The organism is Glycomyces tritici, from assembly GCF_030403505.1.
In genome coordinates this window covers 35,518-49,654 of the sequence record NZ_JAUEMJ010000012.1, presented here as the reverse complement: position 1 = coordinate 49,654, position 14,137 = coordinate 35,518, and the positions used below count along the sequence as shown (strand labels likewise).

Genomic DNA, 14,137 nt, shown 5'->3' with positions numbered 1-14,137 from the left:
ACGCGATGAGGTGGTCGAGCCTGCACAGGCTCACCGTCGCGGGGATGCCGCCTCACCGTCGACCACGAACGTTATCCGAAAGGAAGCCATCGACCATGGCGAAGATGATCGCATTCGACGAGGAGGCTCGCCGCGGGCTCGAGCGGGGCATGAACACCCTCGCTGAAGCCGTCAAGGTGACCCTCGGCCCGAAGGGCCGCAACGTGGTGCTCGACAAGAAGTGGGGCGCCCCGACGATCACCAACGACGGTGTGTCCGTCGCCAAGGAGATCGAGCTCGAAGACCCGTACGAGCGCATCGGCGCCGAACTGGTCAAGGAAGTCGCCAAGAAGACCGACGACGTCGCGGGCGACGGCACCACCACCGCCACCGTGCTGGCCCAGGCCCTCGTCAAGGAAGGCCTCCGCGCGGTCGCCGCCGGCGCCAACCCGATCGCCATCAAGAAGGGCATCGAGAAGGCCGTCGCCGCCGTTGTGGAGCACCTCCAGTCCACCTCCACCGAGGTCGAGACCGAGGAGCAGATCGCTTCCACCGCTTCGATCTCTGCGGGCGACGTCACCGTCGGCGCCATCATCGCCGAGGCGATGGAGAAGGTCGGCAAGGAAGGCGTCATCACCGTCGAGGAGTCGAACACCTTCGGCCTCGACCTCGAGCTCACCGAGGGCATGCGCTTCGACAAGGGCTACCTGTCCGGTTACTTCGTGACCGACCAGGACCGCATGGAGGCCGTGCTCGAGGACCCGTACATCCTCGTCGCCAACCAGAAGATCTCCGCGGTCAAGGACCTGCTCCCGACCCTGGAGAAGGTCACCCAGACCGGCAAGCCGCTCCTGATCATCGCCGAGGACGTGGACGGCGAAGCCCTCCCGACCCTCGTCGTGAACAAGATCCGCGGCATCTTCAAGTCGGCCGCCGTCAAGGCCCCCGGCTTCGGCGACCGCCGCAAGGCCATGCTCGGCGACATCGCCATCCTCACCGGCGGCCAGGTCATCTCCGAGGAGATCGGCCTCAAGCTCGAGAACACCGACCTGTCCCTCCTGGGCCAGGCCCGCAAGGTCGTCATCACCAAGGACGACACCATCATCGTCGACGGCGGTGGCGAGGAAGAGGCGATCCAGGGCCGGATCAACCAGATCCGCGCCGAGATCGACAACTCCGACTCCGACTACGACCGCGAGAAGCTGCAGGAGCGCCTGGCGCGCCTCGCCGGCGGCGTGGCCGTCATCAAGGTCGGCGCGGCCACCGAGGTCGAGCTCAAGGAGCGCAAGCACCGCGTCGAAGACGCCGTGCGCAACGCCAAGGCTGCCGTCGAAGAGGGCATCCTCGCCGGCGGCGGCACCGCGCTGGCCCAGGCCGGCGCGATCGCCTTCGACAAGATCGAGGCCGACGGCGACGAGGCGACCGGTGTCGAGATCGTGCGCCGCTCGCTCGGTGCGCCGCTGCGCGCCATCGCCGAGAACGCCGGCCTCGAAGGCGGCGTCGTGGTGGAGAAGGTCCGCAACCTGCCCACCGGCCACGGCCTGAACGCCGCGACCGGCGAGTACGTGGACATGCTCGCCGCGGGCATCCCCGACCCGACCAAGGTCACCCGCTCGGCGCTGCAGAACGCCGCGTCGATCGCCGCGCTGTTCCTCACCACCGAGGCCGTCGTCGCCGACGCCCCGGAGAAGGAATCCGCCGGCGGCGCGCCCGACATGGGCGGCATGGGCGGCATGATGTAGCCAGTCCTTCGGGACCGGCTGCTCAGGCCGACTGAGTACTGCGGGGGAGAACCGCTCACTGTATTGTGAGTGGTTCTCCCTTTCTCTGTACTGGCTGCCAGTGCAGACGGCGTAGTCCGCTGCGCAAGCGCGGCATACCGCCCCCTCCAAGGACGGTATGCCGCGTTACCGCCGCCGCAGGCACTCTTTCGGGTGACAGATTTCCTTACGACGGTAAGAACGGCGGTTTTCTGTCGGACCCCGGCGGCACACTTGAACCGGGGTCGCCCCCCTGGGAGGGCGGGGGACTGCCCGGGGATCGCCGAGGGGACCGAACCGACTGCGCCCCATCGCATTCCGCCCCTTCACATCGAGTGCGCCTCGCGTTACCCTGAGCCCGTGCCCCCCGCGCCCCGCCCCCAGCACCGCCTCGCGATGGCCGTCTTCATCCTGATCGCCTTCGCGGCCATAGGGCTGAGCGGACTCCTCGCCGCCCAAGACCGCCCCGACGAGCCTCCCTACCCCGACATCCCCGTCTACGAGCGCACCATCGAACCGCCCGCGTACCGCGAGGACGGCTCCTACCTCCTCGTCTGCCCCGCCGACCCCGAGACGTTCGCGGCACGGAACGAGGGAGTGGAGTACCTGCGCCGCCTCGAGAACGAACGCCTCTACGAGGACTGCCAGGACACCGGCTTCGCTTCGCTCCCCGCCGCGCTCGCACAGTCCGAACCCGGGATGCGCGTGCTCATCCTGCCCGGCGACTACACGCTCGACGAACCCGCGCGCATCCCCGAAGACCTCCAGAACCTCCAGATCGAGGGCCGCGGCGACAGCCCCGAAGACGTCCTCCTCTCCGGCCGCTTCGCACTCGACACGGTCATGGAAGTCGACGGCGCACCCGGCCTGTACCTCAAGGGGTTCACCCTCGCACAGGCCCGCGAGCAAGCCCTGGACCTCCGCTCCCAGGGCGCGACCGTCGAAGCCGTCGCCGCGGTCCAGAGCGGCGGCGCCGGCATCCACGTCACCGGGTCGCGCGCGGTGGCGCTCACCGACTGCCGAGCCGAGTCCAACGACACCGCGGGCATCCTCATCGAGCAGTCCGACGCCGACGTCAACGGCTGCGAGGCCACCGGGAACACGGTCGGCGTCTGGTACCGGGGCATGGACGCGACCGGCAGCATCGCCGGAAACCGCCTGCACGGCAACACGACCGGCATCGCCGTCGACCACACCGGCGCACGACCCGACATCCCCGGAGTGGACGTCACCGACAACCTCCTGTACGGCAACAACACCGGCCACTACGACCAGCTCGGCACGGCCGCCTGCCGAGCACCCCTCGGCGAGCGCGCCTGGGACGACGTCCGCTGCCCCGACTTCGCCCTGCCCGCGGGCGTCGGCCTCCTCGTCGCCGAATCCGACAAGCTGACCGCGACCGGCAACCGCATCTGGGACCAGCAGACCGCCGCGATCGCCGCCTGGGGCGAGACCGGCACCGACTACCAGGCGGCGGGCGACCAGAACACCTTCTCCGGCAACACCTTCGGCATCCGCGAGGACGGCCAGCGCCAACGCAACCAGGTCGACCTGTGGTGGGACGGGACCGGAACCGGCCTCTGCTTCGACGAGCCCGGCGTCTTCCGGTCCTCCCCCGCAGTCCTCCCCGACTGCGATGCGAGCCTGCAGCCCTCGCGCATCGCCGGTGATCCGTTGAAGGCGCTCAAGACCGCGGTCTGCGGTGTCGCCGGGACCGAGGACCTCCCCGACGGCTGCGACTGGTTCGGCGCGCGCTTCACCGACCGCCTCGAGTTCCAGGCGGCCGTGGTCTTCGCCGCCTCGCTGCTGTTCCTCACCGGTGCCGGCTGGCTCGCCGCCGCCCGCACCGACGAGCCCCCGCGCGCGGGCCGCATGACGTTCTCCGCCATGGCGACCGGCGCGGGCGGCCTGCTCCTCGTCCTCGCGATCTGGTCGGGCCGGGCCGATTACGAGGCGCTGGCGATCGGCCTGTGGGGCGTCGGCTGGCTGCTCGCCGGGCGCTCCTGGCGGCAGTGCGGGATGACGTTCTTCGGGCTGTTCACCGGCCTCATCGGCGCGATCGCGGTGCTCGACGCGGTCGACCGCGCGGTCATGACCCTCCCGTACGTCCCGGTCGCCCCCGCCTGGCTCTGGGTCGCGCTCCTACCCTTGTGGACACTCGTCGCACTGGGCCTCGCGTTCGGCCCCCGCCGCCGCCGCGAGGAAGAACCGGAGCCGGTCGAGCGCACCCCGGTGACCGCCCCGGCCCACGACCGCTTCGACTGGTGAGCGCGGCCCCTGGGCGCTCGCACGCTGACCGGAAACCGTGCCGGCACCCGACGACCGCTCGACCGCAACCCCGCCGCCTGGCGCCTGATCCCCTGGTCGCTGGGCGGCGCGGCCGCGCTCGCCTACGGATCTGGATCACCGGAGGGGTCCTCGTCCTCGCCACCCTCACCCTCCAGCTCCGGAACAGGCGGTCCAGGAAACCCGCAAGGTGGCCGGCGACGAGCGCGTCGCTGCCGCGGGTGCGCCCATGCCCCTGCCGCACAAGGGCGATGCGGCGTGCGGAGGCCGACGCACTCGGCAGCCGCGACAGGGCCCGATCACGTACTGTGGTGCCATGACTTGGACCTGGAATCTCGAAGACGCCGACGGCAACGCGATCGAAACTCCGGACAGCGACCTGGGCAGCCAGGGCGACGCGGAGTCGTGGCTCGGCGAACGGTGGCGCGAGTTCGCCGACCAGGGCGCCGCCGCCGCGATCCTCCTCGAGGACGGCCGCCAGGTCTACCGCATGGAACTCTCCCCTGCCGAGGAGTAGCCGCCCGCGAAAGCCGCGCACCGCGCGCGAGTTGCCGGTGTGGCAAGACCGGCGCACTGTGAGCGTCGCCGACTGCGGCCGGGCCGTAATAGGCTGTGCGACGTGACCGACTCTGGTTCCCTCACTTTGACAGCGACCCGCGCCAAGGCCGGGCTCGACGCCCGCCGCGGCATCGTGCGCCTCCACCCCGAAGCCCTCACCGCCCTCGGCCTCCGCGCCGGCGACGCGGTCGAGCTCACGGGGCGGCGCACGACGGCCGCGATCGCGCTGGCCGCCGACCGGTACGCGTCCCGGCGCGCCCTCTACGCCGACGACCTGACCTTGGGGAACATCGGTGCGCGCGACGGCGACCCGGTGCGCCTCTCGCCCGTCGACCTCGCCGCCGCCGACCGCGTGGTCCTCTCCGGCCCGGCTTCGGCGGTGGCCGTGGTCGACCCCGACACGCTGCGCCTGGCGCTCCTGTCGAAGGTCGTGGGCGAGGGCGACGACGTGTCGCTCCTGCCGATCGAGCTGGGGGACGCGCAGCGCGACATCGTCGCCGCCACCCGCCGCACGCTCAACAACACCCTCGGCATCGGCTGGACCACCATGGTGCTCAACGTGGTCGAGGCCAGCCCCGCCAGCGGCGCCATGATCACCTCGGACACGCGCGTGGAGTGGGAGCACGACGCCCCGGCCTCCATCGACCTGCCGCTGGAGTCCGGCCGCGTCGCGAACCTCGGCCGCGCCCGCGCCGCGATGCCCGCCGCCTACTCCGGCGGCGAGGCCGCCGCGACCCGCCCGCGCACCGAGCCGCAGGGCCGCGTCGCCGCGACCCCTGAGGCCCAGCCGGGCATCGCGCCGATCCCCTACGAGGAGCTGGCCGGCGCCAAGATCCCCGCTGAGGAGCTGCGCGAACTGCTCGACCTCGGCTTCAACCACCGCGAGGTCCTGAAGGTGGTGGGGACGGACATGGCGCTCGGCGTGCTCGTCTCGGGGCCCTCGGGCGCCGGGAAGGCCACCGTGGCCCGCTCGGTCGCGGCCGCCGTCGGCGCCCGCGTCAGCGAGGTCTCCGGGCACGACCTGGCCGCGCTCGAGGCGAACGCGGCGGCCGACCGGCTCCGCGCCGCCGTCGCCGCGCTCACCGTCCCGGGCGTGCTCCTGGTGCGCGGGGTCGAGGCGATCGCCCCGGCCGGGAAGCGGACCCCGTTGGGCACCATGTTCACCCAGCTCTGCGACGAGGTCCTCGCCGAAGCCGGCGAGCACGCCGTGGTGTGCACGACCGCGCGCGTCGAGGACGTCGACGCCGCACTGCGCTCGCGCCTGGAGCACGAGGTCGTCGTCCCGATGCCGGACGCCGACGCCCGCCGCGACCTCCTCGTGTACTTCACGCGCGGCATGAAGGTGGCCGAGGACGTGAAGCTGGAGCACGTGGCGCACCGCGCCCCCGGCTACGTGGCCTCCGACCTCGCCGTCATGGTCCGCGAGGCGGGTGTGCGGGCCGCCATGCGCGCCAAGGCCGGCGGCGCGACCGCCCTGCAGGGCACCGACTTCGACGGCGCGCTCGAATCGGTGCGGCCCACGAGCATGTCCGGCGACTCGGTCGAGCTCGGCGGGCTCACCCTCGCCGACGTGGGCGGCATGGAGGGCCTCAAGCAGACCCTCACCGAGACCGTGCTCTGGCCGCTGACCTACCCGGACGCGTTCACGCGCCTGGGCATCGAGGCCCCCCGCGGCATCCTCCTCTATGGACCGCCGGGGTGCGGCAAGACCTACATCGTGCGCGCCGTCGCCGGTGAGGGCCACGCGAACGTGCTCAGCGTCAAGGGCTCCGAGCTGCTGAACAAGTGGGTGGGGGAGTCGGAGAAGAACGTGCGGGAGCTGTTCCGCCGCGCCCGCCAGGCCAGCCCGACCCTGATGTTCTTCGACGAGCTCGACGCCCTCGCGCCGGTCCGCGGCGGCGGGACCGACGGCGGCACCGCCGACCGCGTGGTCGCCGCGCTGCTCACCGAGCTCGACGGCGCCGAGTCCCTGCGGGACGTGGTGGTCGTGGGCGCGACGAACCGGCCGGACATGATCGACCCGGCGCTGCTGCGGCCCGGCCGCCTCGAACGCCTCGTGTACGTGCCCCCGCCGGACGCGGTCGGCCGCGCGGACATCCTGCGCGCCAACGCGAAGAACGTGCCGTTCGCCGATGACGTGAACCTCGACGAGGTCGCCGACGAGCTGTGGCTCTACTCGGCCGCGGACTGCGCCGCGCTCGTGCGCGAGGCCGCGCTCACCGCGATGCGCGAGTCCCTGGACGCCAGCATCGTCACCGCCTCCCATGTGGCCCAGGCGATGGAGCGCGTGCGCCCCAGTCTCGACCCCGAGCAGCTGGAGTACCTGGAGAACTACGCCCACAACCGGGAAGGCTGACCGCCCGCCGGAGGACCGCGCGCGCACGCTCCGCTGGATAACCTGGGGCGATGTCCGATTCCTCGACGCACCCCGCCGACCCCTCGCACTGGCCTCCCCAGTTGACCGCCTGGGAGCGCGCGACCAACCTGCCGCTGTTCGCCCTCGCCCTGCTGTTCCTGGCCGCCTACGCGGTCCCGATCCTCTACCCGGGGCTCCCGGCGTGGGTCGGCTCCGCCGCCACCGCGGTCTACGCCCTGGTGTGGGCGGTGTACGGGGTCGACTTCGCGGTCCGGTTCGCGATGGCGGGCCGCGGGAACCGGTGGCGATTCGTCTACTCGCATCCGCTCGACCTCGTCATGGTCCTGCTCCCCATGCTGCGCCCGCTGCGGGTGCTGCGGATCGTCGTGCTGCTGGCCGAGGTGTTCCGCCGCCACGCGCAGGCCTCGAAGCGCTTCCAGGCCGTCTTCTACGTGGTCACCGTGACCGGGATGATCCTGCTGATCTCCAGCCTGGCCATCCTCGACGCCGAACGGCACGCCCCCGACACCCAGGTCGCCGACTTCGGCGACGCCCTGTGGTGGTCGATCGTCACCGCCACCACGGTGGGTTACGGGGACATGGTGCCCCAGACCGTCGAGGGCAAGGCCATCGCGGCGTTCCTGATGTTCGCGGCCATCGGCCTGGTCGGCCTGGTGAGCGGCTCGCTCGCGTCCTGGTTCGTCGACCGCGTCTCGGCCGCCGAGGAGACCGCCGAGCGCGCCGAGTTCGTCGAGCTGCGCTCGCGGCTGCAGCGGCTGGAGCTGCAGCTCGCGGAGATCCACGCGGTGCTGGTGCCGGAGCCCGCGGGCGACGATCCCGCGGAAGTGCCTGCCCCGCGCGCCGATCCCTTGCCCGGCAACGCCTCCGCGAACTGAGCATACGACTCCACAGGGGATTGAGCGTTCCCGCGCCGTTGTCCCGGAGTTGGCCCGCCCTTCACCCTCGGGCACTAGCCTGCGCGGTGGCGCGCCGCCGCGGCCGCCGCCGCACCCTTCCGGGAGGGAACTCCATGCGACTGACGCGACTGCTGCCCGCGCGGCTGCGCCGCAGGCTGCGCACGATCCGCAACGCCGCACCGGCCAGTGCCGGACCGCTCCCGGCCTCCTCGGAACTCCTGCACGTCATCGCCACCCGCCACGGCATCGGCGTGTTCGACGAGCAGTGGTTCGCCTACCGCCAACTCCTCCTGGAGCACCTGACGCTCGCCTCGCTCGACGCGCAGACCCACCGCGACTTCGTGTGGTACATCGCGATCGACCGCGAGATGCCCCCGGTCGCCCGGCGGCGCCTCGAAGCGCTCGCCGCCGACAGGCCCTGGATCCACCTGGCCGAGACCGAGCTCAAGCGCGACTTCGTCCCCGACCTCGTGGCCTGGACCCGCGAGGAGGCTCGCACTCGCGGCAGGGGCTGGGCCCTCACCACGCGCCTGGACGACGACGACGCGGTCCACCGCGACCTCGTCGGCCGCCTCCACGAGACCGCCGCCGCGTACCTGGCCGAAGGCAGCGCCGCCCCCGCCATCCTCTCGCCCACGCTGGGCTGCAACTGGGTGCCGTCGGAGGCCGCCGGCCACCGCACCTACCACCACAGCCCCTCGATCGGCCTGAGCCTGCTGGAGCCGGCGTCGCGCGCCCTGAGCGTCTATCGCCGCAACCACTCCACGCTCGCGCAGAAGCTCGTCCCCGGCGGGGTGAGCGTCCGGCACATCGACGGCGAGACCATGTGGTGGCTCTACGCCCACACCGGCCTCTCCGACCAGCAGCGCGAAGGCTCCGAACGGATGTCCAAAGTGGCCGACCACCCGAACGCGGTCGTGTTCGACGCGGCCGCCCTCGCCCAGTTCGGCATCACCGCCGAGGGCCTGCGCCTGCTGCGGCGCACGCCCGAACCCGAACCGCACGAGACCCTGCACCTGCTCAACCGGCGCGGCCTCGACGTCGAGCAGGAGATCCACGACCTGCGGGAGGCCATGTCCCGCAGCGGCGACGGCGACGCGGCACTGCACGCGAAGATCGCGAGGCTCCACGCCGAGCGCCGCCGCATGCACGAGAAGCTCATCCGCTGACCTAGTGTTGAGCGGCCCCGCCGGCCGCTGTCCGGCCCATTCGCCGCGTTGCCGGGCCTTCGCATACCCCCCACGTCTTGCGAGCGAAGACTCGGATACCGACTCGCCGGGACCGCTCGAACACCCCTTAGCGCTTCTTCTGGTAGACGTTCTCGTGGTGGACCAGGCGGTAGCCGACCGCCTCGTTGATGGCGATCATGTGGCTGTTGCTGGTGGCGTTGCCGGTCCACACGTAGCGCATCTTCGGCCGCCACTGGCGGATCGCGCGCTGGTTCGCGATCTTGAGGATCGTGCCGAGCCGGTGGCCCCGGAAGCGCGGGTCGACGATCGTGTCGCCCTGGATGCAGTGCTCCTCGCCGCCGGCCTCCACGATGACCTCGGTGAGACCTGCGATCGCGCCGCTCTCCTTGTGCCGCACCACGGCCTGGAGGTGCAGCTCGCCTCGCAGGCGGCGCACCCGCGCCTCTTTGAGGATCCGCTCGCCGTCGACCGCGGCCTCCTGGAGGTCCCAGTCGCCGAGCGGCATGTCGGTGTACATGCGGGCGTGCAGGTGCGCGACCCCGTCGAGGAGCTCGGGGGGCGGTGCGCCGGTGAACGTGATCAGCTCGAACCCCTCGGCCCGCTCCCAGGCGGCGTCCCAGAGCCGTTCGAGCTCGGTGTCGTCGACCGCGTCGAGGTCGCAGACTCGGGTGGCGCCTTCGAGCGAGGTCCGGTAGCCGTGGTGGACCGCGAAGTGCGAGCCGTCGGGGCTGATCGGCGCGCCGCCCTCGATGGGCACGGGCACCCATGAGGAGACGCTGGTCCGCCCCTCCTCCGCGGCGCGCTGCTCCGCGTGCCGAAGCAGGGCCGAGCCGACCCCGCGGCGGCGCTCGTCGGGATGGACGCCCAGTTCGAGGTTCATCAGGTGGGTGTTGTCGAGGAACGGCAGCGAGAGGTCGAGGTGGCCGAGAACGCGCCCGTCGCGGACCGCCGCCCACCGCTCGCGGCGGACGTCGCTGCTGGCCAGAACTAGTGCGGCCCAGGTGTAGACGGGGTTCAAGGGCCTGGTCCCGGGCCAGTCGCGGGTGGCGACGGCCTCGCGGGCCGCGAACCAGGACTGCACCAGCGCATGGTCGTTCGGGTCGACCCGAACGATGTCGAAATAGGTCATGGGCCGATTGTGTCGGGAGGCACCGACACCGGCAAGCCCATTACCTGGCGGCAATGGGCTGGAAGAAGGTTTGGGAGCGTGAGGATGCGGGCAATCCACCGTTAAGGGATTGGTCGGGAGACCGCAGTTCCTGACACCGGCTGGCGCTGCTCGACACGTTCTAGCCCCAGGACTCGCAGTCAACCGGGTGAGTGGCGACAGGACGTCTGCGGCCTCCCGCAAGAAGAATTCTTGCTTATTCACTGAATAGGGTCAAGACCCGCCGAGCGATTGATTTCTGTCGGGTATCCGACACAACCATTCACATTGGTCACTCACAGTGATAAATTCGGGAGTTCGGAAAGCGTTTGACTGGAAATGCTTCCCAAACTCCCGCTCTACTCAGGACTCCAGAAGTCCCGCTTCCTTCGCCGCCTTCAAAGAAGGCTTCACCGTGTGCGTCGGTCCGACCAGCGAGGACACTGCATCGAGCGTCTTGAGGCCCTCGCCGGTGTTGTAGATGACGGTCTCGGCCTCCGGATCCAACTGACCCGACTCCAGGAGCTTACGGAGCGTAGCGACGACCACGCCGCCGGCCGTTTCCGCGAAGACACCGGTGGTCGCCGCGAGCAGCCGCACGCCCTCGCGGATCTCGTCGTCGTTCACCTTCGCCATGCCGCCGCCCGTGCTGCGGCACGCCTCGATCGCGTAGGGCCCGGCCGCCGGGTCGCCGATGTTGAGGCTCTTCGCGATGCCCGTCGGCTTCACCGGCGTGATCACGTCGGTGCCCTCGGCGTACGCGTCCGCGATCGGGCTGCACCCGGCCGACTGCGCGCCGAAGACCCGCACCTTGCCCGGCTCGACCAGCCCGATCTCGGCCGACTCCTCGAACGCCTTGTGGATCTTGGTCAGGAGCTCGCCCGAGGCCATCGGCACCACGACCTGCTCCGGCAGCCGCCACCCGAGCTGCTCGGCCACCTCGTACCCGAGCGTCTTGGAGCCCTCGGCGTAGTAGGGGCGGATGTTGACGTTCACGAACGCGGTCGTCTCGAAGTCGTCCGTCTCCGTCAGCTCCGAGCACAGCCGGTTCACATCGTCGTACGAGCCCTGCACCGCGACCAGCTTGCCGCCGTAGATCGCCGACTGGACGATCTTCCCCGGCTCCAGGTCGTGCGGGATGAACACGATCGACGGCACGCCCGCGCGGGCGGCGTGCGCGGCCACCGAGTTCGCCAGGTTGCCCGTCGAAGCGCACGCGAACCGGTCGAAACCGAGCTTGATCGCGGCCGAGACCGCGGTCGACACCACGCGGTCCTTGAACGAGTGGGTGGGGTTCGCCGAGTCGTCCTTCACCCAGAGCTTGCGCATGCCCAGGGCCTTCGCGAGGTTCTTCGCGTCGATGAGCGGGGTCAGGCCCGGGTTCAGGCTCACCCGGTCCTCGGGGTGGACGCCGACGGGCAGCAGCGGCGCGTACCGCCAGATGTTCTGCGGGCCGGCCTCGATCTGCTCCCGCGTGACCTTCGCCAGCTCCGCCTGGTCGTAATCGACTTCGAGCGGGCCGAAACACTGCCAACAGGCGTGCTGGGCCACGAGCTCATAGGTGGCGTTGCAGTTGCGGCAGACCAGGCCCTTGGCCGGGCTGTCTTCGAACAGGGTATTGGACATACGAGAAGGCTCCTCCCTCATCTTCCCCGCGCAGCGGGCCGGAATTGGCACCTGCCGCCTGCCCCTGAAAAAGCGGGTCGGTGGTTGCCGCAGCTTCGCAGGGCCGGACCCCTCAGCTGCTCTGGATGAAGTACGAGCCGAATGCTACGGGTGAGACGGGCGAAACCGCAACCGTTGTTCCAAGTTCCGAGATGGCCTCGCAATCCCACCGGTCCGATCGGTGAGCTGCACACGCCCAGGTCACAGCGCACGGCAGCGCAGCGCGCCGACGGCGCGCTGTCAGGGATCCGTCAGGGCCTACCGGGCCCGGCGCGTCGCCATCCACACGGCCCGCGCGTCCGCCGTCCCGGCCACGTCGTGCACCCGCACGCCCCACACGCCCGCCTCGAACGCCAGCAGCGAGGTCGCCAGCGTCGCCGCCTCCCGCTGCCCCACCGGGCGCGGCTTCCCGCTCTCGTCCTCCAGGAGCTTCCCCAGGTACGACTTGCGGGAGGAGCCGAACAGCACCGGGAACCCCAGCGCCGTGAACTCGTCGAGGTGCGCCGAGAGCCGCCAGTTGTGCTCGGCCGACTTCGCGAACCCCAGACCCGGGTCCAGGATCAGCCTCGAGCGGTCCACACCGGAGTCCAGGGCCGCCTCCACCCGGTCCTCCAGCTCGGCCTTCACATCGGCGACGACGTTCTCGTAGTGCTGGAGGCGCTGCATGTCCGCCGAATGGCCGCGCCAGTGCATGAGCACCCACCGCACGCCCGTGTCCGCCACGACCCGCGCCATGTCCGGATCGGCCAAACCGCCCGACACGTCGTTCACCACGCTCGCACCGGCCCCGATCGCCGCCGCGGCCACCGCCGCCCGGGTCGTGTCGATCGAGACGGCAAGGCCCCGTTCGCACAAGGCCGCCACCACGTCCACCACGCGCGCGATCTCGGTCGCCGGGTCCACCCGGTCCGCACCCGGGCGCGTCGACTCGCCGCCCACGTCGATCAGGTCGGCGCCCTCGGCGCCCATCTGCTCGCCGTGCGCCACGGCGTCGCCGAAGTCGAGGTAGCGCCCACCGTCGGAGAACGAGTCGGGGGTGACATTGAGGACACCCATGATCTGGGGCCGGGCCGGGCCCGGCTCCTCCGGTGTGTGCAACGCTCCAGGTGTGGTCACGGCATCGACGTTACCCGGGCCGGGTCCGCGAACGCCTCGCATCAAGCGAGGTCCGTGAGGTCCAGCACGTGCCACTCCAGCAGCTCGCCCGTCCCGGTCGACCACCACAGGCACTGCGCGTCCGCGCCCGTCTCGCCCGCACGGGAGGCCACCAGGTACTCGGCGTCCGCCTCGAGGTCGAAGAGCGTCACCGTCGTCGCGTCCCCCGTGGCGGCCTTGGCCTCCGCGAGCGGCTCGAACCGGTCGATGAGCCCCACGTCCGGCGACACCGCCGACTTGAAGCCCTCCGCCACGGTGACCCGGTCGCTCCCGTCTGGACGGACGAGGTCCACCCGCGCCCCGTCGTCGGCGGTCACGATCAACCGGCACCACGTGGCCGAGCACAGCGTCAGCTCGTCCGACCCGGAGAACACCTTCACGCCCGCACCCGTGTCGGTGCGCACCAACTGCGCCCCGCCCAGCGAGTCGGACCCGGCGCTGGCGAGCCACGGCCAGGCGGCGGACTGCCACGCCCCGCGGTGGCCCACGACCGCCACCTCGCCGCCTGCGACGGGGATCGAGCGGTGCTCGGTGACGAGCGTGCCGCCGCGCGCGGTCGAGAGCCAGTGCAGCCCTTCGGCCGCGAACTGGAGGTCGTACGCGCTGCCGGCGGTGATCACGTCCCCGGTGTCGGCCGTCAGCAGGGCGGCCTCGCCGGGCCGGCCGTCCGCACCGCGCTCGGCGGTCCACAGTTCGGAGACGACCCGGCCCTGCGCGTCGGGCACCGTCTGGAGCCACGCGAGGCGCGCATCGGTGGCCGCCGCGGCCACCACGCCGGGCACGCCGCCGGGCTCGGCGACCACGCTCGAGGTCGCCGCTCCTTCGGCGGGCAGCTCCACATAGAGCAGCGACCCGGCCTCGTCGGTGCCGAGGAACGCGTCGACATCGGGGGCTGGGTCGTCGAGGACGGTGAGCGGGGTCCAGGCCCGACCGTCGATGACGCCGGGCAGGTCGGTGGGCTCGGCGTCCCAGGTCTCCCACACGGTCGGCACCGCATCGGGCACCGCGGCGGCCTCGGGACGGTCGGGGGAGGGCCAGGCGAGCCAGGCGAGGGCGAGCACGGCGGTCCCCGCGAGGGTGAGCCGCTGCGCCGCGTCGATGTGCCCTGCCATTCGCCTCTTCGT

General features: G+C 71.4%; 10 protein-coding genes and 1 riboswitch. Of the genes, 6 read left to right on the top strand and 4 right to left on the bottom strand.

Features of this window, described 5'->3' with window-relative positions:
• Nucleotides 1-95: 95 nt before the first annotated feature.
• The 6 genes from groL (at nucleotide 96) to QWI33_RS26155 (ending at nucleotide 9,025) form a co-directional block, all read left to right on the top strand.
• On the top strand, nucleotides 96-1,721 hold the full coding sequence (gene groL / locus QWI33_RS26180; protein WP_289958122.1) for a chaperonin GroEL: 1,626 nt from the start codon (nucleotides 96-98) through the stop codon (nucleotides 1,719-1,721).
• Nucleotides 1,722-2,099: 378 nt separating this feature from the next.
• On the top strand, nucleotides 2,100-4,007 hold the full coding sequence (locus QWI33_RS26175) for a right-handed parallel beta-helix repeat-containing protein (protein ID WP_289958121.1): 1,908 nt from the start codon (nucleotides 2,100-2,102) through the stop codon (nucleotides 4,005-4,007).
• Nucleotides 4,008-4,341: 334 nt separating this feature from the next.
• Nucleotides 4,342-4,542, top strand: coding sequence for a hypothetical protein (locus QWI33_RS26170; RefSeq protein ID WP_289958120.1), 201 nt, complete (start codon nucleotides 4,342-4,344; stop codon nucleotides 4,540-4,542).
• A gap of 102 nt (nucleotides 4,543-4,644) precedes the next feature.
• On the top strand, nucleotides 4,645-6,939 hold the full coding sequence (locus QWI33_RS26165) for an AAA family ATPase (RefSeq protein ID WP_289958119.1): 2,295 nt from the start codon (nucleotides 4,645-4,647) through the stop codon (nucleotides 6,937-6,939).
• Nucleotides 6,940-6,989: 50 nt separating this feature from the next.
• The gene (locus tag QWI33_RS26160) at nucleotides 6,990-7,835 is read left to right on the top strand and encodes a potassium channel family protein (RefSeq protein WP_289958118.1); all 846 of its coding nucleotides are present in this window, start codon (nucleotides 6,990-6,992) and stop codon (nucleotides 7,833-7,835) included.
• Between the two features lie 134 nt (nucleotides 7,836-7,969).
• The gene (locus QWI33_RS26155) at nucleotides 7,970-9,025 is read left to right on the top strand and encodes a glycosyltransferase (RefSeq protein WP_289958117.1); all 1,056 of its coding nucleotides are present in this window, start codon (nucleotides 7,970-7,972) and stop codon (nucleotides 9,023-9,025) included.
• A 127-nt stretch (nucleotides 9,026-9,152) separates the two neighbouring features.
• On the opposite strand, the gene QWI33_RS26150 is transcribed toward QWI33_RS26155, so the two are convergent.
• The 4 genes from QWI33_RS26150 to QWI33_RS26135 form a co-directional block, all read right to left on the bottom strand.
• Entirely contained in the window at nucleotides 9,153-10,175 is a 1,023-nt protein-coding gene (locus tag QWI33_RS26150) for a GNAT family N-acetyltransferase (RefSeq protein ID WP_289958116.1), read from the bottom strand.
• Between the two features lie 381 nt (nucleotides 10,176-10,556).
• Nucleotides 10,557-11,819 (bottom strand): threonine synthase, encoded by a 1,263-nt coding sequence (gene thrC / locus QWI33_RS26145; RefSeq protein ID WP_289958115.1) that lies wholly within the window; start codon nucleotides 11,817-11,819, stop codon nucleotides 10,557-10,559.
• Nucleotides 11,820-11,833: 14 nt separating this feature from the next.
• Nucleotides 11,834-11,951: riboswitch (SAM riboswitch) on the bottom strand.
• A 165-nt stretch (nucleotides 11,952-12,116) separates the two neighbouring features.
• Entirely contained in the window at nucleotides 12,117-12,914 is a 798-nt protein-coding gene (gene folP / locus QWI33_RS26140) for a dihydropteroate synthase (protein ID WP_353895493.1), read from the bottom strand.
• A gap of 101 nt (nucleotides 12,915-13,015) precedes the next feature.
• The gene (locus tag QWI33_RS26135; protein ID WP_289958113.1) at nucleotides 13,016-14,125 is read right to left on the bottom strand and encodes a hypothetical protein; all 1,110 of its coding nucleotides are present in this window, start codon (nucleotides 14,123-14,125) and stop codon (nucleotides 13,016-13,018) included.
• Between the last annotated feature and the right edge of the window lie 12 nt (nucleotides 14,126-14,137).